At 60.1% G+C, this 24,317-nt stretch carries 19 protein-coding genes; 9 read left to right on the forward strand and 10 right to left on the reverse strand.

Annotated features, from left to right (window positions below; all coding sequences use genetic code 11):
* Positions 1–80 precede the first annotated feature (80 nt).
* The 10 genes from gcvP to gap form a co-directional block, all read right to left on the reverse strand.
* Positions 81–2,939, reverse strand: coding sequence for an aminomethyl-transferring glycine dehydrogenase (gene gcvP / locus QRN48_RS13390; protein WP_285351104.1), 2,859 nt, complete (start codon positions 2,937–2,939; stop codon positions 81–83).
* 10 nt (positions 2,940–2,949) lie between these two features.
* Entirely contained in the window at positions 2,950–3,333 is a 384-nt protein-coding gene (gene gcvH, locus QRN48_RS13395; protein ID WP_037014877.1) for a glycine cleavage system protein GcvH, read from the reverse strand.
* 478 nt (positions 3,334–3,811) lie between these two features.
* On the reverse strand, positions 3,812–5,320 hold the full coding sequence (gene gcsR / locus QRN48_RS13400; RefSeq protein WP_191942936.1) for a transcriptional regulator GcsR: 1,509 nt from the start codon (positions 5,318–5,320) through the stop codon (positions 3,812–3,814).
* A 96-nt stretch (positions 5,321–5,416) separates the two neighbouring features.
* Positions 5,417–5,767, reverse strand: a complete 351-nt coding sequence (locus tag QRN48_RS13405) for a DUF5064 family protein (protein ID WP_191942937.1) — start codon at positions 5,765–5,767, stop codon at positions 5,417–5,419.
* Positions 5,768–5,936: 169 nt separating this feature from the next.
* Positions 5,937–6,347, reverse strand: a complete 411-nt coding sequence (locus QRN48_RS13410) for a YbaN family protein (protein ID WP_285351106.1) — start codon at positions 6,345–6,347, stop codon at positions 5,937–5,939.
* Positions 6,348–6,440: 93 nt separating this feature from the next.
* Entirely contained in the window at positions 6,441–7,040 is a 600-nt protein-coding gene (locus QRN48_RS13415) for a biliverdin-producing heme oxygenase (RefSeq protein WP_285351108.1), read from the reverse strand.
* 88 nt (positions 7,041–7,128) lie between these two features.
* Entirely contained in the window at positions 7,129–9,726 is a 2,598-nt protein-coding gene (locus tag QRN48_RS13420) for a TonB-dependent receptor (RefSeq protein ID WP_285351109.1), read from the reverse strand.
* Positions 9,727–9,846: 120 nt separating this feature from the next.
* A complete protein-coding gene (locus QRN48_RS13425; protein ID WP_420850582.1) occupies positions 9,847–10,812 on the reverse strand; it encodes a FecR family protein in 966 nt (321 codons plus the stop codon).
* A gap of 79 nt (positions 10,813–10,891) precedes the next feature.
* The gene (locus tag QRN48_RS13430; RefSeq protein WP_191942940.1) at positions 10,892–11,407 is read right to left on the reverse strand and encodes an RNA polymerase sigma factor; all 516 of its coding nucleotides are present in this window, start codon (positions 11,405–11,407) and stop codon (positions 10,892–10,894) included.
* A gap of 219 nt (positions 11,408–11,626) precedes the next feature.
* The gene (gap, locus tag QRN48_RS13435; protein WP_285351112.1) at positions 11,627–12,628 is read right to left on the reverse strand and encodes a type I glyceraldehyde-3-phosphate dehydrogenase; all 1,002 of its coding nucleotides are present in this window, start codon (positions 12,626–12,628) and stop codon (positions 11,627–11,629) included.
* 234 nt (positions 12,629–12,862) lie between these two features.
* Between gap and edd the strand changes: the two genes are divergently transcribed.
* The 9 genes from edd (at position 12,863) to QRN48_RS13480 (ending at position 24,273) form a co-directional block, all read left to right on the forward strand.
* Positions 12,863–14,689, forward strand: a complete 1,827-nt coding sequence (edd, locus tag QRN48_RS13440; protein WP_191942942.1) for a phosphogluconate dehydratase — start codon at positions 12,863–12,865, stop codon at positions 14,687–14,689.
* The gene (locus QRN48_RS13445) at positions 14,686–15,648 is read left to right on the forward strand and encodes a glucokinase (RefSeq protein ID WP_191942943.1); all 963 of its coding nucleotides are present in this window, start codon (positions 14,686–14,688) and stop codon (positions 15,646–15,648) included. Before edd ends, QRN48_RS13445 begins: the two co-directional genes overlap by 4 nt.
* Positions 15,649–15,797: 149 nt before the next feature.
* The gene (locus QRN48_RS13450; protein WP_037014852.1) at positions 15,798–16,535 is read left to right on the forward strand and encodes a response regulator; all 738 of its coding nucleotides are present in this window, start codon (positions 15,798–15,800) and stop codon (positions 16,533–16,535) included.
* A 60-nt stretch (positions 16,536–16,595) separates the two neighbouring features.
* Positions 16,596–18,002, forward strand: coding sequence for an ATP-binding protein (locus QRN48_RS13455; protein WP_152597710.1), 1,407 nt, complete (start codon positions 16,596–16,598; stop codon positions 18,000–18,002).
* A 434-nt stretch (positions 18,003–18,436) separates the two neighbouring features.
* On the forward strand, positions 18,437–19,723 hold the full coding sequence (locus QRN48_RS13460; RefSeq protein WP_037014847.1) for an ABC transporter substrate-binding protein: 1,287 nt from the start codon (positions 18,437–18,439) through the stop codon (positions 19,721–19,723).
* 144 nt (positions 19,724–19,867) lie between these two features.
* On the forward strand, positions 19,868–20,776 hold the full coding sequence (locus tag QRN48_RS13465; protein WP_037014845.1) for a carbohydrate ABC transporter permease: 909 nt from the start codon (positions 19,868–19,870) through the stop codon (positions 20,774–20,776).
* Positions 20,769–21,614, forward strand: a complete 846-nt coding sequence (locus QRN48_RS13470) for a carbohydrate ABC transporter permease (RefSeq protein ID WP_037014842.1) — start codon at positions 20,769–20,771, stop codon at positions 21,612–21,614. The genes QRN48_RS13465 and QRN48_RS13470 overlap by 8 nt, the downstream gene beginning before the upstream one ends.
* Before the next feature lie 2 nt (positions 21,615–21,616).
* Complete coding sequence (locus QRN48_RS13475) at positions 21,617–22,777, forward strand: ABC transporter ATP-binding protein (protein WP_191942944.1); 1,161 nt, start codon at positions 21,617–21,619, stop codon at positions 22,775–22,777.
* Between the two features lie 140 nt (positions 22,778–22,917).
* Positions 22,918–24,273: a carbohydrate porin gene (locus QRN48_RS13480; protein WP_037014837.1), complete on the forward strand. Its 1,356-nt coding sequence runs from the start codon at positions 22,918–22,920 to the stop codon at positions 24,271–24,273.
* Positions 24,274–24,317: the final 44 nt, after the last annotated feature.

A 24,317-nucleotide genomic window follows, 5' to 3' on the forward strand; every position in this document is an offset into this window, starting at 1 on the left:
AACAAGCAGCAAGCTGCAAGCCGCAAGTAAAAGCTGACCGGCTTTCACTTGTAGCTTGCGGCTTGAAGCTCGTGGCTGGGTTAAGCGTAGTCTTCGATCGACGGGCAGGCGCAAACCAGGTTGCGGTCGCCGAACACGTTGTCGACGCGACCGACCGGCGGCCAGTATTTGCTTTCGATCAACGAGGCGACCGGGTATACGGCCTGCTCGCGGCTGTACGGATGGCTCCATTCGCCCACCAGTTCAGCAGCGGTGTGCGGTGCGTTTTTCAGCGGGTTGTCGTCCTTGTCCAGAGCACCGCTTTCCACCGCGCGGATTTCTTCGCGAATCTTGATCATCGCGTCACAGAAGCGGTCCAGTTCCTCTTTGGATTCGCTCTCGGTCGGCTCGATCATCAACGTGCCGGCAACCGGGAAGGACATGGTCGGCGCGTGGAAGCCGAAGTCGATCAGGCGTTTGGCGACGTCATCCACGCTAATGCCACTGGTTTCCTTCAGCGGGCGCAGGTCGAGGATGCATTCGTGCGCGACCAGGCCGTTGCTGCCGGTGTAAAGCACGGGGTAGTGCTCTTCCAGGCGACGGGAGATGTAGTTGGCGTTGAGAATCGCCAGCTGCGAAGCGCGCTTGAGACCTTCGCCGCCCATCATGCGGATGTACATCCAGGTGATCGGCAAGATGCTCGCGCTGCCGAACGGGGCTGCACAGACCGCACCCTCCTTGCGCTCCATACGTGCGTGACCCGGCATGAACGGCGCCAGGTGGGATTTCACGCCAATCGGGCCAACGCCCGGGCCGCCACCGCCGTGGGGGATGCAAAAAGTTTTGTGCAGGTTGAGGTGGGACACGTCGCCGCCGAACTTACCCGGAGCGCACAGGCCGACCATGGCATTCATGTTGGCGCCGTCGATATACACCTGGCCGCCGTTGTCGTGAATGATGCCGCAGATTTCGCGGATACCTTCTTCGAACACACCGTGGGTGGACGGGTAGGTGATCATCAGTGCCGCGAGGTGCTCGCGGTGCTCGATGGCCTTGGCGCGCAGATCCTCAATGTCGACGTTGCCGCGTGCGTCACACGCCGTTACCACCACACGCATGCCCGCCATGTTGGCGGTTGCTGGGTTGGTACCGTGGGCCGACGAGGGGATCAGGCAGATATCGCGACGCTCATCGCCACGGCTCTGGTGATAGGCACGAATCGCCAGCAGACCCGCATATTCGCCCTGGGAGCCGGCGTTTGGCTGCAGGGAGATCGCGTCGTAACCGGTGGCGGCGCAGAGCATGGCCTCCAGTTCGTCGGTCAGCTGCTGATAACCCGCACTTTGCTCGGCAGGGGCAAACGGATGGAGATTGCCGAATTCTGCCCAGGTGACCGGAATCATTTCGCTGGCGGCGTTGAGCTTCATGGTGCACGACCCCAGCGGGATCATCGTGCGGTCCAGTGCCAGGTCCTTGTCCGCCAGGCGACGCAGGTAGCGCATCAGCTCGGTTTCGGAGTGATAGCGGTTGAATACCGGGTGGCTGAGAATCGCCGATTGGCGTTTCAGCTCGGCAGGCAAGCGTGCTTCGACGCTGTCTGCCAGCGCGGCGAAGTCCGGCAGAGCCTGGCCTTCAGCAGCGAACAGGGACCACAGCACTTCGACGTCGGCTTGCTTCGTGGTTTCGTCCAGCGAGACACCCAGGCGCTGGCCGTCTACCTCACGCAAATTGATTTCCTGTGCGCGGGCCTTGGCATGCAGGTCAGCCGTGCTGGCGCCGGTGTTCAGGGTGATGCTGTCGAAGAAGAACGACTGCTCGGCGTTTACGCCCAATTGGCTCAGGCCCTTGGCCAGGATTGCGGTCAGATGATGCACGCGGTTGGCGATGCGGGTCAGGCCGCGCGGGCCGTGGTACACGGCGTACATGCTGGCGATGTTGGCGAGCAGAACCTGCGCGGTGCAGATATTGCTGGTGGCCTTCTCGCGACGGATGTGTTGCTCGCGGGTCTGCATGGCCAGACGCAGGGCGGTCTTGCCGAAGCGGTCGATGGACACACCGACCAGCCGGCCAGGCATGTCGCGCTTGTAGGCGTCGCGGGTGGAGAAGTACGCGGCGTGCGGGCCGCCGAAACCCAACGGCACACCGAAGCGCTGCGCGCTGCCAATCGCGACGTCTGCACCGAACTCGCCGGGCGGGGTGAGCAGGGTCAGGGCCAGCAGGTCGGCTGCCACGGCCACCAGGGCATTGGCGGCATGGAAGCGCTCGACCAGCTCGCGGTAGTCGAACACGTCGCCATTACTGGCAGGGTATTGCAGCAGCGCGCCGAAGAACTCGCTGACGTCGGTCAGTTGCAATTCGTCTGCGACGACCACCTCAATGCCCAGCGGCTCGGCGCGGGTTTGCAGCACGTCGAGGGTTTGCGGGTGGCAGTGAGCGGAGGCAAAGAATTTATTGCTGCTTTTGTTCTTGCTCAGGCGTTTGCAGAAGGTCATCGCTTCAGCGGCGGCAGTGGCTTCGTCAAGCAGCGAGGCATTGGCGATCGGCAGGCCGGTGAGGTCGCTGATCAGCGTCTGGAAATTCAGCAGCGACTCAAGGCGACCTTGGGAGATCTCTGGCTGATAGGGCGTGTAAGCGGTGTACCACGCCGGATTTTCCAGCAGGTTGCGCAGGATCGGTGCCGGCGTGTGGGTGTTGTAGTAACCCTGGCCAATGTAGGTTTTGAACAGCTTGTTCTTGGCGGCAATGGCTTTGATATCAGCCAGTGCATCGGCCTCGCTCTGGCCGGCGGACAGGCCTAGCACGCTGGTGCCTTTGATGGATTCAGGAATGACGCTGGCGGTCAGCGCGTCAATGGAGTCGTAGCCCAGCGTGGTCAGCATGGCCTTTTCGTCAGCGGCGCGCGGGCCGATGTGGCGGGCGATGAACTCGTTGGCGGTGCTCAATTCGGTACGGTCAGTCATTGCGCGCTCCTCAGGCTTCGGCGTTGGCTTTGATCAGACGATCATAGGCGTCTTGAGTCAGCAACTGGCCGACTGCATCGGGATTGGAGGGAATAAAGCGGAAGAACCAGCCTTGGCCCAGCGGGTCTTCGTTGACCAGTTCAGGGCTGGCATCCAGTGCGGGGTTGGTTTCCACGATCTCGCCATCGAGCGGCATGTAGACGCCGCTGGCTGCTTTAACCGACTCGACGGTCGCCGCTTCTGCACCTTTATCGTAGGACTGCAGCTCCGGCAGTTGCACGAAAACCACATCGCCCAACGCGTCCTGCGCGAATGCGGTGATGCCGACCGTAACGCTGCCGTCGGTTTCGGCGCGCAGCCACTCGTGGTCTTCGGTAAAACGCAACTCGCTCATGAAATCTCCCCAGATGGTAAATCGCCCGTTATGCCCGAGCGTGATGGGGGAGTGCATAGCAAGTTTGCGGCCAAGGTGGGGAAGCTCCAGCGAACAGGGGGCTGCAGCGATCCCGCTGATTGCCAGCTTGCAAGGCACTGGAACGAAAACATTACATGGGAGAGGTGTGTTTAAGCGATTAGCTAAATTCCGGCCCTGCGCGTGCTAGCTTAGCCGTGACGGAATGAATTCGTTACGCTGTTTCGATATCGTGCCAACAAGGTTTGCTAATCTCTGACCCCTGACCGCTGACCGCTGACCGCTGACCGCTGACCGCCGATTGTAGGAGCCGGCTTGCTGGCGAACGCATTCTGATCGCTATCACCTAGGTATTTGGCACGACCGATTCGCCAGTAAGCCGGCTCCTACAGGTTTGCATCGACTGCCGCGCGGATTGAGATGTCGGGGAGGCCTGGGCAGCACACATGATGCCTGCGTCCTAACCTTTGCCGGAAATACCGTATTTTCGCAGGCGATGAGCGATCGCGGTGTGGGATGTCTGCAACCGCACCGCCAGTTGGCGGGTAGAGGGGTATTGGCTGTACAGCTTCTCAAGCAGCGTTTTCTCAAACTGCTCGACCGCTGCCTCAAGGCTTTCGACTTCGCCCTCGACGCCTTTGGCCACAGACGTGCCGGCGATGTCGAGGTCACCGATGTCCACTAGTGAGCTATCGCTGATCGCTGCGGCGCGGAAGATAACGTTTTGCAGCTGCCGAACATTGCCCGGCCAGCGATTTCCAAGCAGGGCAGGGTAGGTAGCAGGTGCCAGGCGGCAGACGGGGCGCTGGATCTGCGCGCAGGCCTGCTCCATGAAATAGCGCGCCAGCATCAGAATGTCCTGGCCACGCTCGCGTAAAGGAGGCACTTCAAGGTTCAGCACATTGAGGCGATAAAACAGGTCTTCGCGAAAGGTGCCCTCGGCGACCATCTTCTCCAGGTCACGGTGCGTGGCGCTGAGAATGCGCACATTGACCTGCACTTCCTTGTCGCCGCCGACCCGCCGAAAACTGCCGTCATTGAGGAAGCGCAGCAACTTTGCCTGAAGGTAAGGCGACATTTCACCGATCTCGTCGAGAAACACCGTGCCCTTGTTGGCGAGCTCCATCAGGCCCGGCTTGCCGCCTCGCTGGGCGCCGGTGAATGCGCCGGGGGCATAGCCAAACAGTTCGCTTTCGGCGAGATTTTCCGGCAGCGCTGCGCAGTTCAGCGCAAGAAAAGGCGCTCCGTTGCGAGCACTGACCGCATGGCAGGCGCGTGCAACCAGCTCTTTACCGGTGCCGGTTTCACCCTGGATCAAAAGCGGCGCATCCAATGCTGCGACCCGTTGTGCACGTGCCTTGAGGGTTCGGATTGGCGCCGAATCGCCCAGCAGTGCGTCAAAGCCTTCAGCGTGATCGTGATGCAGCGCCGATAGGCGTTCGCCGATTCGGCTGGGCAGATAGAGGGTGAGCAACGCGCCCGCGTCAGTGATGGGGGTCGCGTCCAGCAGCAGGGCCTCGCCATTGAGCGTGACCTCGCGCAGCGGCAGACGAAAGCCATTTTCCAGCAGCGCCGACTGCAGGCCCGTATCAGAAAACAGTTCACCGACGGGCTCGCCAGTGGGTTCGCGGCCACACAGTGCGACCAGTGCGGGGTTGGCCAGCAACACGTGGCCGGCACTGTCCAGTGCGAGCACCGGGTCGGTCATCGCTGCGAGCAGGGCGTCGAGCTGCAGATGTCGGCGCTGCCCAGGCAGAATATCGACCACGGTAATGGCTTCGACACCGCGCACCCTAAACAGCCGATCCTTGAGTTCTTCGAGCACCTCATGGCTCAACGTGGGGGCGTCGATGTAGACGTTGGGCGGCACCATCTCCACGGCGTCGAGGTTCAGGTTGCGCGCGCCGAGGATGGCCAGCACCTCTTGAGTGATGCCGACGCGGTCAATGAACGTAACGTGAATACGCATGAGCAGGGAAAAGATTCGCGGGAATGAGGGCGGCGATTATGCCAGTAATCCCCGCACCAATCGCGGCCCCAAAGTCACTTTGCCAGCCGGGGCAGGTTACTGCAGATGCTCTGGTTTGACCGGATCACCGGATTTCATGCCGAGCTTGTGGCGGATGTCCTCGAACATCTGGTCGTACTCGCCGTGCATCGCGTGCAGGTCGGTGGTTTTTGGCAGGCCATGCTTTTCGAGGCGGCGAGACGCCTCGCTGGCGAAGTTGTAGGCCTTGTCCTTGGGCAGGTCAAAGGTCTCACTGACCGCCTGGCCGTTGACGTCGCCTTCAAGGGTGAACTGCATGCCCGGACCTGAGTCTGTCTCGCTGACCTGATAGCGAATGTGAAGATCGTAGCCGACCTCGTCGGGTTGCAGGGCCGCGCGGGTGATATGCAGATGACCTGGCTCGAACATGGCAGTGGCTCCGTGAAAGCGGTGGGCAGTATGAGGACAGACCCCCATGCCTTCCCCGGGTTCACCTGCGGCGCGAGGTTTGTGGGACCGGCTTTAGCCGGGGAAGGTGTCAGACTCAAGCCCCGGAACTGAGGGTATTCAACCTGCCTATTCCCGGCTGAAGCCGGTTCTACACTTTACTTTCCGGCTGGAGCCGCGATGGTTCCGGCCGCGACCATATCCACACGTTGACCAGCACCATGCCGGCCACCGCGAAGTAGATCCACCAGTTGTGTTTTAGCAGCACCAGCATCATGGCCGCGCAGAGCAGCATCGTCACCGTCGCGCTGATCTTGGCTTTGCGGGCGATCATTTTGCCGTTGCGCCAATTACTCAGCATCGGGCCGAACACACGATGGTTTTCAAGCCAGGCACTCAAGCGCGGCGAGCTTCGAGTGGCGGCCCATGCTGCCAGCAGGATGAACTCGGTGGTGGGCAGGCCCGGGATGAAAATCGCGACGATGCCGATCGTCAGGCTGACGTAAGCGAGGATGCCAAACAGGATGCGGGACAGTTTGCTGCCGGGTGGAATACTGGTCATGGTCTCGGTAATGCAAAGTAAGCAGGTGTTGCGGGGCTTTGAGGTCCCGCAAAGGCGCTCAGCTTATCAGTGCCGAACGCAAAAGGCCCGGTGTCAGGCGGGTTCGGTTTCAGCGGTCGGAGCATAGACGTGCTGCAGCAGCGCGTTGAAACGCTCGAAGGCCGCCACCGCGCCCCGGTCGATTTCATGTTCCTGTTCGGGGGTCAGCGGCAGGTCGTCAATCATCCTGACAAAACGTTTCCATCCCTCCGCCCGACCTCCTGCGGGTTCGCCCAGATGCCGCGCCCCGAATGTGTCGCTCAGGTTCAGCGCCACGGCACGCTTGATCAGAAATGCTGCACCCAGCTTCGAGCCTTCCGAAACGAACAGCCAGCCGAGGGCTTCCGCAAGGCTCGGTGCATCGACGCCGCCAGTGACCGGATCGGGAATGGAGGCCTTGAGGTCTTGCAGGTCCGCTTTCGCCTGTTCGGCGCGACAGCGCTCGGGGAGGTCGGTCATCAGCTCGATCAACAACGGCTGGGTGTACAAGGTTTTCAGCTCTGCCTGAAACAGATACTGAGCAGTGAGGAATCGGCAATAGCTCGCCAGCGTTTCAAACGGCGCGTGGGCTCTGACGGCCTTGTCCAGTTGTTCATGAGGCGCGTCGGTGATTTGGTTGAGTCGTTGCGAGCGGCGAATGGCTTCGGTGGTCATGCGTTCTTCCTTGTGGGCGGGGCGCTTGTGGACGAGACGAACGAGCGTCGTCGGAGCGTAAAAAAACCGCTCCGACGACCGGGGACGATCAGATGGCCCACACCACATTGACGGCGAAGTTGCGGCCTGGCTGCGTCAGGCGATCAAGATTGGCAGGGGCAGTGGCGCCCGCTTCGCCGGTGCTGTCGTAGCCGCGAACGTCATCCCACTGCCAATATTTTTTGTCCGCAAGGTTGTACAGACCGCCACTGACCGTGACGTCCTGGGTGACGTTGTAATAGCCGGTGAGGTCGACGAGGCCGAAGCCCGGCGTCTTGAACGGGGTTGACCCATCCGGGGCGTGGTAATTGCTGCTGTCCACCCGCGTTTTGCGTTTCACCAGCGTCCAGTTCAGCAGGCCCCCGTAACTGCCTTGGTCATAACCCAGGCCAAACACACCGGTCAGTGGATTGATGCTGTTGATCGGCTGGCCTGTGTCGTCGTTACGGCCGTACAGGTATGCCAGCGAGCCCCGGGTATAGACGCCTGCAGGCGCGCCGAAGCTGTCCAGGTTCAGGCGACCCTTGAGCTCGACCCCCTTGATCGTGGCGTGCTTGATGTTGTTGGACTGGAACGTCATCGAGGTAGACGTCGCCGGGATGATCGCGTCCTCATTTATGAAATTGCGGTACTTGTTGTAGAACACGGCGAGATCAAACGTGCCTTCGTCGAAATGCCCGCGCAGGCCGGTTTCGTAGCTGTTGCTCTTCTCCGGTTCGAGGTCGGGGTTGGGCGCCACGAGATAACCCGCCGCTGTGTTCTCAAACCGGCCATACAGCGCTTTGGCGCTCGGCGTGCGGAAGCCTTCGGCGTACTGGCCGTACCAGGTGTAGGCATCGGAAAGGGCATAGGTCAGCCCCAGTTTGGGCGACAGGCGATGCCATTTTTTGGTGCTGTCGTCGAATTGGTCCTTGCTGGTCAACTTGAAGGGCTGAAGAAACTCATCTGTGGCGTGCGGGTCGAGGGCGGTGTAGTCGTAACGCGCGCCAGGCATGAATGTCCAGTCGCCCCATTTGATTTCATCCTGAGCGAACAGGGCGTAGGTGGTGATGGTCGGGTTCGGGAAATCGTTGGTCCTGTTCAGGCGATCGGCCGCTGACGGCGAGCCGATGACAGTGCATGAACCCGCCACAGCCGCGCAGGTGCCGGCGCCGCTGCGCTCGCCCGTCACTTTCTGCTGCTTGAGGGTGGTTCCGTAAGTCAGCAGGTGTTGGGTGTCGCCGATGTCGAACGCCTTATCCAGCTGCGCGTCGAGGATCCACTGACGCTCCTTGTAGCGCGTGTCTCGGGTTCGCCAGACATCGCGCAGAACCGAACCGGTCCGTGGGTTGCTGGGTAAATATCTCTCCAGCGTAGTTTGATCAGTCTTGGCGATCTGGTAATTCAGGCTCCACCGGGCGTTGTCGGCCAACAGCGTGTCCAGGACGAAGCTGTTCTCCAGCCAGAAACGTTCGCGGGTGACGACGTCGTTGCCCTCGCGGCTTCGGTACATGCCCATGGCTCTACCACCGCCGAAAGGCCCGCCCACGACGCTTTTCTGATCCGTGTGGGTATCGTCCTTGTACTTCTCGTAGGTGAAAGCAAGGCGGTCGGTGTCGCCGTAGTTCCAGCCCAGCTTGCCCAGCACATTGGTTGCGCGGGCGTCCTCGGGGTTGGCCGCGGTGCGCGCCAGCCCGGTGCCGCCATGCTCGCCGTATGACTCGGTCTCCCGTCCGTTACGCTGACTGACGTGCAGCAACGCATCAAAATCGCCCGCGCGTCCGGCCACCGTGGACGAATTCAGCCAGCTGTTATCCGCCGAGCTGTAACCGGTTTTCAGGCGAGCGCCAACATCGTTGCCCGGCTTGATGATGTCCTCCGGATCAAGCGTGTAATAGCTCACAGCACCGCCAATGGCGCTGCTTCCGTACAGCGCCGATGCAGGGCCGCGCAGGATCTCGACGCGCTTGATGACCTCCGGGTCCACGTAGTTGCGATGGGTGTTGGCAAACGGGCCCTGGAAAAAGTTGTCCGGCACTTCTACGCCGTCCACCTGAGTCAGGATTCGGTCCCCGTCGATGCCGCGAATGTTGTAACCGCTGGTGCCTGCTCGCTGGCCGGCGCCGCCCACGGAAACGCCAGGCTCGTCGCGTGCCAGATCACGGATCGTATTGACGTTTCGCCGATCCAGCGCCGTACGGTCCTGCACCGTCACCGTACTGGGCACCGAATCGACCGATTGCGCCTGACGGGTGGCGCTGACCGTGATTTGCGCCAGTGCCAGCGCGCCATCCGCACGCGGCTCCAAAACCACGCTGTCGGCACTCAGGTTCCGGTAATTCAGGTGGCTGCCGGCCAGTAAGCGTTCAAGCGCCTGCTTCGGGGAAAGGGTGCCGCTGACGGGGGGCGAGGTGATGTTGTCTGCCAACTCCGCCGATAGCCCCACTTGCCAACCGGTGGTCTGGCTGAACTCGTTCAGCGCAGAGGCCAGGGGCTGTTGCTTGATCGCAAATGAATAGCTGCCCGCCACGCGCTCCAGTTGCTCGGCGGCGACGATGTTTGGGGTGTGCATCACCGCGCTGAAAATAGCCAGCGTCAGCAGCGAAAGTCCGAGATGGCGAGCGGGTCTGGTTGAGACGGGTGGGGTGGCATTGAACGTGGACAGCATGTATAGCGCTCCCTGGCGTGCGGGTCGTCTTAGGTGTTGCGAAATGATTCAAATAAGAATCAGTTGCATTGGCTATGACTAGACGTACGGCGGGTCGCTATCGCGTAAAAATAGTTTTGCTCAGTTCAGAATCACCAGTGCCGGAAGCTCGTGCAGGTGGGCGGAAGTGATATGCGCCAGTGAGCGAACGATGTCCAGAGGGCTGTCCAACCGGTAATTACCGGTCACGGTTACCCGGTCGAGCGAACGGTTGGTGTTGATGATCCAGCCGGGGTAATAGCGTCGCAACTCGGTCAGCACCTCGGCCAGCGGGCAGTTTTCGACGATTAGCCGGCCCTGCACCCACGCCAGGCTTTTGCGTTGGTCGGCCTTCTCCGGCAACCCGAAACCTTCGGGGCCGACGCGAAGGCTGTCTCCGGCAACCAGATTTACGTCGGCATCGCCGCGCATCGCCTGCACCCGTACGTCGCCGCGCTGGACTTGAATCTGCGCCACGCCATCCAGATAGCGCACGGCAAATGCTGTGCCTGCTCCGTGCATACGTGCAGGGCCGGCTTGCACTTCCAGCGGCATGCTCTTGCTGTCAGGCACGTCGAAAAACGCTTCGCCTTGCAGCAGGCGCGCCAGCAGAACGCCGTTGCCAGGTGCGCTGGATAACGCCGATTGGGTATTGAGTAGCACCTTCGAACCGTTTGTGAGCGCCAAGTGCTGCCGTTCGCCTGCGACCGTCAGATGATCGGCCCGAACGCGCAAGGGCAGGTCGCTGAACAAGAACACGCCGAGGAGTACCAACGCGGCCGTCGCCACAGGCAGCCAAGTCTTGCGACTGCGTGCCGGCACGCCTGATTTTTCAGGAGCAGATAGCATCTTCGCGGCGTCGAGCACCGGCTGCGAATGCCACACCGCCCTGGCTTCTGTAAAGGCATCACGATTTGCCGGATCTGCGTCGAGCCAAGCTTCAAAAAGCTCGTGCTGCTCGGCATCGGCGACCTCCAGCTCTATCAGCCAGGTCAGCGCCTGATCCATCGCCTCGGCAGGGTGAGAGGCTTCGGCCTGAGGGTGGCGGTTTGATTGTGGTGGCTTCAAGAAGCGTCCTCGGGGCGACGATTTTGGCGGCAGTGTAGCGTCAGCAACACAGGGCCGGCTGACGATTTTGACGGCGGGATCAGTGATCCAGACGCGCGGCCACACTGAGACAAAGCGCCATGACCAGCTTGAGTTCTTTCTGCACGGTGCTGGTGGAAACGCCCAACTGCTCTGCAATCTCCAGATAGCTCGCGCCGTGGAGCCGACTCAGCGTGAAGATGCTTTGTTGCCTTGGCGTGAGGGTTTCCAGGCTCGCGTTGAGGCCTTCGAGCAAGCGGTTGGCGTGGGCCGCGTCCTCCAGAGCGCCATTTGGAGCAACCACGTTATGGATGTCGCTCACCGGTGCATCGTCGACCAGGGTTCGGGCATGAATGCGCTGGGTACGCAGAAAATCCAGCGCCAGGTTACGCGCCGTTTGAAATACGAAGGGTTCGAGGTGCTCGATTGCGCGCTCGGCCAGCGCGCGAGCCACACGCAGATAGGTTTCCTGGAGCAGATCTTCGGCAGTCGTGTGGCTGCGGACCATGCGCTGAAGGGTGCGCAGCAGAATGGTTCGGCGGGCCAGGAAAACAGTATTGAAATGCGACTGAGTCACGGAAGCGCTCGACCAAAAGTTAGCAGATGATAATGCTTCTCATCTGTAGGTCAGGTCAAGGCCGTGGTCGGTAAGAATTGTAAGCGCCGGGAGTTCGCTGTCGGCCCTCAATAGAACAATACGCTGTCGCGTGATGAATCGGCCTAAACCGCTGACGTACAGCGGTTTAGACATCGACATCACGACCAGGCGCTGCCCTGCGGAACAGGCATCACTTGCTTACTCGGCATTCATCAGCGCAAGGCAGTTGTCGAGCATGCGGTTGGAGAAACCCCATTCGTTGTCATACCAGGCCAATACTTTCAGCAGGCGACCGCTGACCTTGGTGTGGTTGGCATCGAAGATGGACGACAGCGGGTTGTGATTGAAATCATGGGAGACCAGCGGCAGGGTGTTGTAGCCGAGGATTTTCGAGTGCTGCGCGGCCTCTTTCATGATCGCGTTCACCTCTTCAGCCGTCGCATCGCGCTTGAGCTGAATCGTCAGGTCGACCAGTGACACGTTGATCACCGGCACGCGAACCGCCATACCGGTCAGCTTGCCCGCCAGTTCCGGCAATACCAGGCCAACGGCTTCGGCAGCGCCTGTCTTGCTCGGAATCATCGACTGGGTGGCCGAGCGCGCCCGGTACGGGTCGGTGTGGTAAACGTCGATCAGGTTCTGGTCGTTGGTGTAGGCATGGATGGTGGTCATCAAACCACTTTCGATGCCCAGTTCACGGTTCAGCACTTGTGCGACCGGGGCCAGGCAGTTGGTGGTGCATGACGCATTGGAGATGACCTGATGCGACTGACGCAGCACGTCATGGTTAACGCCGTAGACGATGGTCGCGTCGGCGCCTTTGGCCGGGGCCGAGATGATGACTTTTCTGGCTCCGGCAGTGATATGCGCCGCCGCTTTGTTGCGATCCGTGAACAGGCCGGTGCATTCAAACACCACGTCGATGTCCAGGGATTTCCATGGCAGCTCAGCAGGGTTGCGAATGGCGCTGACGGCGATGCGGTCACCATTGACAGTCAAGCTCTGGTCATCGTGCTCGACGGTGCCATGGAAGGGGCCGTGCACGGTGTCGAATTTCAGAAGATGGGCGTTGATCTCGCTGTCGCCCAGATCGTTGATGGCGACGACTTGCAGGTCTTGACGGTAGCCTTGGGTATAGAGTGCGCGTAGGACGTTGCGGCCGATGCGGCCAAAGCCATTGATTGCGATGCGGAGAGTCATACACCCGTCCTCAAGAATTTGTTGTTGGAATTACAAGATTATTCTCATAAAAATAGAAAACAACCCCTTTTAGTGGCAGTATTTTGGTTTATCTACAAATAGAAACTCGTCTAGCCGTCACAACTGGCTGAAAATCAAGCGCTTGCCGACGCTCGTGTCTGAGCCTCGCGATGATCGCCGCCGTGTGAAAGCGCCTGAACGGGTGACCACATCCGCTAGCCTGGAGTTCATGACATGCATCCCCGCGTCCTTGAGGTAACCGAACGGCTGATTGAACGCAGCCGTGAAACCCGTCAACGCTACCTGCAATTGATCCGGGGTGCGGCGAGCGACGGGCCGATGCGCGGCAAATTGCAATGTGCCAACTTCGCCCACGGCGTGGCGGCATGTGGTCCCGAAGACAAGAACAGCCTGCGCATGATGAACGCGGCCAACATCGCCATCGTGTCCTCCTACAACGACATGCTCTCGGCGCATCAGCCGTACGAACATTTTCCCGAACAGATCAAAAAGGCGCTGCGCGAAATAGGCTCGGTTGGCCAGTTTGCCGGTGGCGTTCCGGCTATGTGTGACGGCGTCACCCAGGGCGAGCCGGGCATGGAGCTGAGTATCGCCAGTCGAGAAGTCATTGCGATGGCAACGGCAGTGGCGCTTTCCCACAACATGTTCGACGGTGCGCTGATGCTGGGCATCTGCGACAAGATTGTGCCCGGCCTGCTGATGGGGTCGCTGCGCTTCGGTCATCTGCCGACCATTTTTGTGCCGGGCGGGCCGATGGTGTCGGGCATCTCCAACAAGGAGAAAGCCGACGTGCGTCAGCGTTACGCCGAAGGCAAAGCGACCCGCGAAGAGCTGCTGGACTCTGAGATGAAGTCCTATCACGGCCCGGGTACCTGCACCTTTTACGGCACGGCGAACACCAACCAGTTGCTGATGGAGGTCATGGGGCTGCATCTTCCGGGTGCCTCTTTCGTCAATCCCTACACGCCGCTGCGCGATGCCCTGACCCGCGAGGCGGCGTTCCAAGTCACGCGCCTGACCAAACAAAGCGGCGACTTCATCCCTCTGGGAGAGATTGTGGACGAGCGTTCGCTGGTCAACTCGATTGTTGCCCTGCACGCGACCGGCGGTTCCACCAACCACACGCTGCACATGCCGGCGATTGCCCAGTGCGCGGGCATTCAACTGACGTGGCAGGACATGGCTGACCTGTCGGAAGTCGTGCCGACCCTTTCGCACGTCTACCCGAACGGCAAGGCTGACATCAATCACTTCCAGGCCGCAGGCGGCATGTCGTTCCTCATCCGTGAGCTGCTTGATGCAGGCCTGATGCATGAAGACGTCAACACCGTGGTCGGTCGCGGCCTGCGCCGTTACACCCAGGAGCCTTTTCTGGAAGAGGGCAAGCTGGTATGGCGTGACGGCCCGATCGAGAGCCTGGACGAAAACGTTCTGCGCCCCATCGCGCGGCCCTTTTCTGCCGAGGGCGGCCTGCGGGTCATGGAAGGCAACCTGGGCCGCGGCGTGATGAAGGTCTCCGCCGTTGCCCTGGAACATCAGATCGTCGAAGCGCCCGCCAAGGTGTTCGAGGACCAGCAGGATCTCGCTGACGCCTTCAAGGCCGGTGAACTGGAATGCGATTTTGTCGCGGTGATGCGTTTTCAGGGCCCCCGTTCCAACGGCATGCCCGAGCTGCACAAAATGACGCCGTTCCTTGGCGTATTGCAGGATCGAGGCTTCAAAGTGGCGCTCATTACCGACGGCCGAATGTCCGGTGCCTCGGGGAAAATCCCCGCCGCGATTCACGTGTGCCCCGAAGCGTCGGACGGCGGACCGCTGGCGTTGGTGCGTGATGGGGATCTCATTCGTGTCGATGGCGTAAAAGGAACGTTGCAACTTCTGATCGAACCGGCAGAATTGGCCGCCAGAGAGCCGGCGATCGGCCGCCTGTCACACAATGTGGGCAGCGGGCGTGAACTGTTCGGCTTCATGCGCATGGCCTTCAGCTCGGCAGAGAAGGGCGCCAGCGCCTTTACTTCGAATCTGGAGACGCTCAAGTGACATTGGCGATGGTGGGTGATATCGGCGGCACAAATGCGCGTTTCGCCATTTGGGAAGATGACCAGTTGCACTCGATCAGGGTGTTCGCGACGGCCGATTACGCCAGTCCCGAGAAGGCCCTGTTGGTCTATTTACAAGATCTGGAATTGCAGCGCGGCGATGTCACGTCCATTTGTCTGGCCGTGGCGGGGCCGGTGATCGGCGACGAGTTTCACTTCACCAACAGCCATTGGACGATCAATCGGCAGGCGTTTTGTGCCGAATTGAAAATCGACCACCTGTTGATGGTCAACGACTTCACTGCCATGGCGTTGGGCATGACCCGTCTGAAAGATGACGAGTACCTGACCATTCGCCATGGCAAGGGTGATCCGCAGGGCGCCCGCGTGGTCATCGGGCCTGGCACCGGCCTGGGCGTCGGCACGTTGATCCGCACCGGCGAGGCGCGTTGGTCTGCGGTGCCCGGCGAGGGCGGCCATGTGGATCTGCCCATCGGCACGCCGCGCGAAGCGATGCTTTGGATGCGTCTGATGGCCACACATGAACACGTCAGCGCCGAGACCATCCTGAGCGGCGCCGGTCTGTTGCTGCTTTATCAGGTGAGCTGCGGGCTGGATAATATCGAGCCCGAACTCAAATCGCCGGCGGCCATTACGTCGGCGGCCCTCAAGGGCGATCCGGTTGCCAGCGCGGTCCTTGAGCAGTTCTGTGTATTCCTCGGTCGCGTGGCAGGCAACAATGTTCTGACTGTGGGCGGGCGCGGCGGCGTGTATATTGCCGGTGGCGTGATCCCGCGGTTTGTTGATTTCTTCATGCAAAGCGGCTTCAACAAGGCTTTCGCCGAAAAGGGCTTGATGAAGGATTACTTCAAGGACGTGCCGGTCTGGCTGGTGACGGCCGAATATCCCGGCCTGACGGGTGCCGGCGTGGCGCTGGATCAATTCGCGACGAGTCGCTAGCGGCAAGCGGCAAGCGGCAAGCTCCAAGCTGCAAGCTAAGACCGCGCACGTCTGGCTGTGAGCTTTGAGCTTTGAGCTTTGAGCTTGAAGCTTGTAATTTTGAGGCTTGCGACTGCTTTACCCAACCATTGCCCACAAGGACGACCTACGTGAACGCTGTCAGTAAATCGATTCTGGTGGTCGACGATGACCAGGAGATTCGCGAGTTGCTGCAAGCCTATCTGAGCCGCTCCGGCTTTCAGGTGCGCACGGTCGGCGATGGCGCCGAGTTCCGTCAGGCATTCAACGAGGAAGCGAGCGACCTGCTGATCCTCGATGTCATGCTGCCCGATGAAGACGGCTTCAGCCTGTGTCGCTGGGTCAGGCAGCACCCGCGCCAGCCGCACATACCCATCATCATGCTCACCGCCAGTTCTGACGAGGCTGACCGCGTCATAGGTCTGGAACTGGGCGCTGATGACTACATGGCCAAACCCTTCAGCCCGCGTGAACTCCAGGCTCGCATCAAGGCCTTGTTGCGTCGCGCCCAGTTCGGTCAGGAACGCAGCGGCGGCGAAGTCCTGGTGTTCGATGAGTGGCGGCTGGACATGGTCAGTCATCGGCTGTTTCACAACGATGGTGAAGAAGTGATTCTGTCCGGCGCCGACTTTGCGCTGCTCAAGCTCTTCCTCGACAACCCCCAGCAAATCCTTGATCGCGACACTATCGGCAATGCGACCCGCGGCCGCGAGCTGATGCCGCTGGAGCGCATCGTGGACATGGCCGTCAGTCGGCTGCGTCAGCGGTTGCGAGACACTGGCAAGGCGCCGCGACTGATCCGTACCGTACGAGGCAGCGGTTATCTGTTGGCAGCCAATGTGCTGCCGCAAGCCGGTAACGGTTATTAACCCTTGATCGTGACCGACAAGAAGCGCCGTTTGCCGGTACCGCGTTCCTTGCTGGGGCGCATGTTGTTGCTGACCTTGCTTGCCGTGCTGATGGCGCAGACGCTGTCCAGCCTGATCTGGCTGTCGCAGTTACGCGCCACGCAGATGGAAGGCCTGGTCACCAGTGCGCGCAGCCTGGGGTTCTCCATGGCTGCCAGTGTCAGTTACTTCCGCTCGCTGCCCGTTGCCTTCCGCCCGCTGGTGCTTGATCAGCTTCGCAGCATGGGCGGCACCCGCTTCTTCGTCTCGCTCAACGATCGGCCCCTGGAAATGCAGGTGCTCGAACCCACCGCTCGCAAGACCGCAGTGATCGATGTGGTAGGGCAGGTCCTGCGGCAGAACCTGGGCGCCGACCCGGATATCCTCGTCAGATTCGTGCGGCCTGAAGACCTGCGTATTTTCAACAGCGGCCTGAGACTCGACGAGCTGCCACGGTCGTGGGCTCATTACGCGCTTACCCTCGAACCCGTGAACCCCCCTGTGCTGGTGACGCAGATCGAGCTGTCACCGGGAGAATGGCTGTACATCGCGTCTTTGCTGCCCGAGCCCTACACCATGCTTGAGTCTGAAGGCCTGCCGTCGCAGCAGGTCTGGTTTATCGCACTGACAAGCCTGTTCCTGCTGCTCTTTATCGGCCTGCTGGTGCACTGGCAAAGCGGCCCGCTGAAGCGTCTGGCCCATGCCGCGCGCGATTTGTCGCTGGGTGCCGACGTCGAGCCGGTAGTCGAAGGTGGCGGCAGTGAGGTGGTGGAAGTCACCCGAGCCTTCAACACCATGCGTGACCGCATCAGTCGTTACCTGACCGAGCGTGGCCAGTTGTTCAGCGCCATTTCCCATGACTTGCGCACGCCTATCACCCGGTTGCGACTGCGGGTCGAATTGCTCGAAGACGAGCAGATGCAGGCCAAATTCACCCGCGATCTGGACGAGCTGGAGCTGTTGGTCAAAGGCGCGCTGCAATGCGTGAAGGACACTGACATTCACGAGAACATCGAACCGGTCGATCTCAACCATGCGCTGCATTGCCTGATCGAACCCTATCTGGCGCCGGACGGGGCAGGGCGTGTCACGCTGCAGGGCAAGGCGATGTCGATGTTTTACGGCAAGCCGCTGGCCTTGCGCCGTTGCATGGGCAACCTCATCGACAACGCCATCAAGTACGGCGACCGCGCGCACCTGTTTGTCGAAGACGACGCCGAGGCGTTCATCCTCCACGTCGAAGATGAAGGTCCGGGCGTGCCGGAACAGCGAATGGAACAGGTCTTCGAGCCGCACTTTCGGCTGGCCGGCAAGCATCAGCAGGGCTATGGCCTGGGCCTTGGAATTGCCCGGAATATTGCCCATAGCCACGGCGGCGAAGTGACGTTGCAGAACATGCGCGAAGGCGGCTTGCGCGTGACGCTGTACCTGCCGCGCGGCGTCGAGTGAGCCGCCGCTGAAGCTCTGCTCCACCTCCGCTGACACTCTACTGCAACGCGCTGAAACTCGGTCCAACTTCGCTGAAACCCCGCTGACGGTCCACTGCAACTCACTGAAATTCCGCTCCATCTCTGCTGACACTCCGCTCCAACACCGCTGGAACTCCTCTGCAACACGTCGACGCTCCACTGCAACGTGCTGAAACCGCGCTGTAGGAGCGCGCTTGCCCGCGAAAAATTGTCCAGACAACAAGGGATGCCCGGGGTGGATTACCATGAGCCCGAGCAAGCACGCGACTACAGTCGACAGAGCCATTTGCGCAATGTCACTGCTCTGTGACATTTGCGCATCCCTTCGTTACCGTCCGCTCTAGCCCCTTGGTTAGAATCCACGCAGCGCAAGCGCCACGACTTGCTCATGCATAACAACAAGAAAGGTCAAATATGAATTCGATTTCCCGTCTCGCTGCACTTATTTCTCTCGCCTCGTTGTTCCCTCTGAGCGCCATGGCTGCTGATGCCAAAGGCACCGTTGAAGTCGTGCACTGGTGGACTTCCGGTGGCGAAAAAGCGGCCGTCGATGTGCTTAAAGCCCAAGTCGAGAAAGACGGTTTCACCTGGAAAGACGGCGCTGTTGCCGGTGGCGGCGGCTCCACTGCAATGACCGTGCTGAAAAGCCGCGCGGTTGCCGGCAACCCGCCCGGTGTTGCCCAGATCAAAGGTCCGGACATTCAGGAATGGGCGTCTACCGGCCTGCTTGATACCGATGTGCTGAAAAACGTCTCGAAAGAAGAGAAGTGGGACAGCCTGCTCGACAAGAAAGTCTCCGACACCGTCAAGTACGACGGCGACTACGTTGCCGTGCCGGTCAACATCCACCGTGTGAACTGGCTGTGGATCAACCCGGAAGTCTTCAAGAAAGCCGGTATCGAAAAAGCCCCTACCACCCTCGAAGAATTCTACGCAGCGGGCGACAAGCTCAAGGCTGCGGGCTTCATCCCTCTCGCCCATGGTGGTCAGCCTTGGCAGGACAGCACTGTCTTTGAAGCCGTTGTTCTGTCCGTGATGGGCGCCGACGGTTACAAGAAGGCACTGGTCGATCTCGACAACGCTGCGCTGACCGGTCCAGAGATGGTCAAGTCGCTCACCGAACTGAAGAAAGTCGCCACCTACATGGATGCCGACGGCAAAGGCCAGGACTGGAACCTGGAAGCTGCCAAGGTCATCAATGGCAAGGCCGGCATGCAGATCATGGGCGACTGGGCCAAGAGCGAGTGGACTGCCGCCAAGAAAGTCGCCGGCAAAGACTACGAGTGCGTAGCGTTCCCGGGTACCGACAAGGCGTTCACCTACAACATCGACTCACTGGCTGTGTTCAAGCAGAAAGATGCCGGTACGGCTGCCGGTCAGCAGGACATCGCCAAAGTCGTGCTGGGTGAAAACTTCCAGAAAGTCTTCAGCATCAACAAGGGCTCGATCCCGGTTCGTAACGACATGCTCGCCGACATGGGCAAGTACGGTTTCGACTCGTGTGCCCAGACCGCTGCCAAGGACTTCCTGGCAGATGCCAAATCCGGCGGTCTGCAGCCAAGCATGGCCCACAACATGGCCACCACGCTGGCGGTACAGGGCGCGTTCTTTGACGTTGTGACCAACTACATCAACGACCCGAAAGCCGATCCGGCTGACGCGGCGAAGAAACTGGGCGCAGCGATCAAGTCTGCCAAGTAACAACGCGGTTTACCCGTAGGAGTGAGCTTGCTTGCGATAGCGTCGTGTCAGCCTAAGTTGCTGTATCAGACATTACGTATCCGCGAGCAAGCTCACTCCTACAGGTGGCGTTCGTAATTCATATTCTCTGTACTGGATTTCACCATGAGTTCTGTTGCTGTGTTCAGCAAAGCCTCGCCGTTCGATGCACTGCAGCGCTGGCTACCCAAACTGGTGCTGGCGCCCAGCATGTTCATCGTACTGGTGGGCTTCTACGGCTATATCCTGTGGACGTTCGTTCTGTCGTTCACAAACTCGACTTTTTTGCCGACCTACAAATTCGTGGGGCTGGCGCAATACGCCCGGTTGTTCGACAACGACCGCTGGTGGGTGGCCAGTAAAAACCTGGCGGTGTTCGGTGGCATGTTCATCGGCATCAGCATGGTGGTAGGCGTGCTGCTCGCGGTTTTCCTGGATCAGCGTATCCGGCGTGAAGGCTTCATCCGCACCATTTACCTCTACCCGATGGCGCTCTCGATGATCGTCACCGGTACCGCCTGGAAATGGCTGCTGAACCCTGGCATGGGTCTGGACAAGCTGTTGCGTGACTGGGGCTGGGAAGGCTTCCGTCTGGACTGGCTGATCGATCCCGACCGCGTTGTCTACTGCCTGGTGATTGCTGCGGTATGGCAAGCGTCGGGCTTCATCATGGCGATGTTCCTGGCAGGCCTTCGCGGGGTCGACCAATCGATCATCCGCGCCGCGCAGATCGACGGCGCGAGCATGCCAAAAATCTACTGGAAGGTAGTGCTGCCAAGCCTGCGTCCGGTGTTTTTCAGCGCGGTGATGATTCTCGCGCACATCGCAATCAAGAGCTTCGACCTGGTTGCCGCCATGACGGCCGGCGGCCCGGGTTATTCATCCGACTTGCCTGCCATGTTCATGTACTCGTTTACCTTCAGCCGTGGCCAGATGGGCATGGGTTCCGCCAGTGCGATTCTGATGCTGGGCGCTATCCTCGCCATCCTCGTGCCTTATCTGTATTCCGAGCTAAGGGCCAAGCGCAATGACTAGTTTCGCCAACAAGCCAGCCCTCAGCCTGAGTCGCGTGGCTATCTACGCGGTGCTGATCGTCGCTGTCTTTATTTATCTGGTGCCATTGGTGGTCATGCTGTTGACCAGCTTTAAATCACCGGAAGACATTGGCAGCGGCAACCTGCTCAGTTGGCCCACCGAAGTGACAGGCATTGGCTGGATCAAAGCCTGGGCGACGGTAAAAGGCTACTTCTGGAACTCGTTCCTGATTACTGTGCCGGCCGTATTGATCTCCACCACCATCGGCGCGCTGAACGGCTATGTGCTGTCGATGTGGCGCTTTCGCGGTTCGCAGTTGTTCTTCGGCCTGCTGCTGTTCGGCTGCTTCCTGCCGTTTCAGACGGTCCTGCTGCCAGCGTCGTTCACGCTCGGCAAAATGGGGCTGGCCAGCACAACGACGGGGTTGGTATTCGTCCATGTCGTCTACGGCCTGGCCTTTACCACGCTGTTCTTTCGCAACTACTACGTCAGCATTCCGGATGCGCTGGTAAAAGCGGCGCGCCTTGACGGTGCCGGGTTTTTCACTATTTTCCGCAGGATCATTCTGCCGATGTCGACACCGATCATCATGGTCTGCCTGATCTGGCAGTTCACTCAGATCTGGAACGACTTCCTGTTCGGTGTGGTGTTCTCCAGTGGGGATTCCCAGCCGATCACGGTTGCGCTGAACAACCTGGTCAACACCAGTACTGGTGTGAAGGAATACAACGTTGATATGGCGGCGGCGATGATCGCCGGGCTGCCGACCCTGCTGGTCTACGTGGTCGCAGGCAAGTATTTCGTGCGCGGGCTGACGGCCGGCGCAGTCAAGGGGTAATCATGGCAACGCTTGAACTACGCAATGTAAACAAGACTTATGGGGCCGGTCTGCCGGACACCCTGAAGAACATTGAACTCTCCATCAAAGAAGGCGAGTTCCTGATTCTGGTCGGCCCTTCGGGCTGCGGTAAGTCGACCCTGATGAACTGCATCGCCGGGCTGGAAAACATTACCGGCGGCGCGATCATGATTGGCGATCAGGACGTCAGCGGCATGAGCCCCAAGGATCGTGACATCGCCATGGTGTTCCAGTCCTATGCGCTGTACCCGACCATGAGCGTGCGCGAGAACATCGAGTTCGGTCTGAAGATTCGCAAGATGAACCAGGCTGACATTGACGCTGAAGTCGCGCGGGTTGCCAAACTGCTGCAGATCGAGCACCTGCTCAACCGCAAGCCGGGGCAACTCTCCGGTGGCCAGCAGCAGCGCGTGGCCATGGGCCGGGCGCTGGCCCGTCGTCCGAAAATCTACCTCTTCGACGAGCCGCTTTCCAACCTCGACGCCAAGCTGCGCGTCGAGATGCGGACCGAAATGAAGCTAATGCACCAGCGCCTCAAGACCACTACGGTCTACGTCACCCACGACCAGATCGAGGCGATGACCCTTGGTGACAAGGTTGCGGTCATGAAAGACGGCATCATCCAGCAGTTCGGCACGCCCAAACAGATTTACAACGACCCGGCGAACCTGTTCGTGGCGAGCTTCATTGGCTCACCGCCCATGAACTTCATCCCTCTGCGTCTGCAGCGCAAGGATGGTCGTCTCGTCGCGCTGCTCGACAGCGGTCAGGCGCGCTGCGAGCTGCCCATGAGCATGAACGATGCGGGCCTTGAAGACCGTGAGGTGATTTTGGGTCTCCGTCCCGAGCAGATCGTGCTAGCGTCCGGTGATGCTGCGACGCTGCCGACCATTCGCGCGGAAGTCCAGGTCACCGAGCCAACCGGTCCGGACACGCTGGTATTTGTGACCCTGAACGAGAGCAAGGTCTGCTGCCGTCTGGCGCCGGACATTGCGCCTGCCGTGGGCGAGACCTTGACGTTGCAGTTCGATCCGGCGAAGGTTCTGCTGTTCGACGCCAAAACCGGCGAACGCCTTGGGGTTCTGGCGGCAAGTCAGCCAACTGAAAACATGGGGAATGTCACGCGGCTTAACCGTAACTGACCCCCCCAGGGTGCAGGAGCACTGCGCCCACGAGCACATATGATGGGTGGATGTCTGCCGTACCAAGCCCGTCATGCACACGAAGTAAGTGGTTCAACGCTGTTCAAAAAGCTAATAACAATAAAACGAGGATCTAAGGGATGAAGAAGGTACGTAACAAGTCGCTGAACCAGTTTCAGCTGATCGGTGGGTTGTCTGTCCTGAGCGCGTTGACTATTTCCGGATCGGCATCCGCGATGGAGCCGTTCAAGGCCAGCGAGCACATGACGGGCGACTGGGGCGGTCTGCGCCAGGAGCTGTATGACAAGGGCTACGATTTCCCGATTGAATACGTGGGCGAAGCCGCCTCCAACCTCAACGGTGGTTACAACGACGACCGTACCGGCCGCTACAGCGACCAGTTTGCGTTCGGCGTGCAGATGGACCTGCAGAAGATCCTCGGCTGGCACGATGCGGAATTCAAACTCGCGATCACCGAGCGTAGCGGCAACAACATTTCCAATGACCGTATCGGCGATCCGCGTGCCGGCACGCTCAGCTCATCCCAGGAAGTCTGGGGCCGGGGTCAGACCTGGCGCCTGACCCAGATGTGGGTCAAGCAGAAGTACTTCGACGGCAAGCTGGACATCAAGGTCGGCCGTTTCGGTGAAGGCGAAGACTTCAACAGCTTTCCATGCGACTTCCAGAACCTTTCGTTCTGCGGCTCGCAGGTCGGTAACTACGTAAACACCTGGTACAACTGGCCTGTCAGCCAGTGGGCAGCTCGCGTCAAGTACAACATCACGCCTGAGTTGTTCGCGCAGATCGGTGTCTACGAGCAGAACCCTTCGTACCTCGAAACCGGCAACAGCTTCAAGCTGAGCGGCAGTGGCTCCAAAGGCACCGTCGTACCGGTTGAAGTCGTGTGGTCGCCAAGCGTCAACTCGCTGCCAGGCGAATACCGTCTGGGTTACTACGTGAGCAACCCGAGCGCAGACGATCTCTACGAGAACGAGAACGGCCAGCCTCAGGCAACTGCCGGCGGTGACTTCAAGTCGCACAAAGACAAGCACGGCTGGTGGGTCGTTGCGCAGCAGCAGCTGACTGCCCACAACGGCGACGCGTCGCGTGGTCTGAGCATCTTCGCCAACGCGACTGTGCATGACAAAGCGACCAACTTCGTCGACAACTACCAGCAGATCGGCTTCGTCTACAAAGGCCCATTCGATGCACGTCCAAAGGATGACATCGGTGTTGGCGTCGCACGTATCCACGTCAACGATGACGCGCAGGACAACCGTCGTCTGGTTAACGCCGTCAACGGTATCGAAGACTACGACAACCCAGGCTACCTGCCGATCCAGAAGACCGAATACAACTCGGAAATCTACTACGGCGTGCATGTAACCGACTGGCTGACCGTGCGTCCCAACCTGCAATATGTGAAGAGCCCGGGCGGCGTGGACGATGTCCAGAACGCACTGGTTGCCGGTATCAAGATTCAGTCGAAGTTCTAACGCAAGGCGGACGCTCCTCCGCGCTTCACAAACGATCAAAGGTC

It is taken from the genome of Pseudomonas sp. ME-P-057, assembly GCF_030208975.1.
Lineage (GTDB): Bacteria > Pseudomonadota > Gammaproteobacteria > Pseudomonadales > Pseudomonadaceae > Aquipseudomonas > Aquipseudomonas lutea.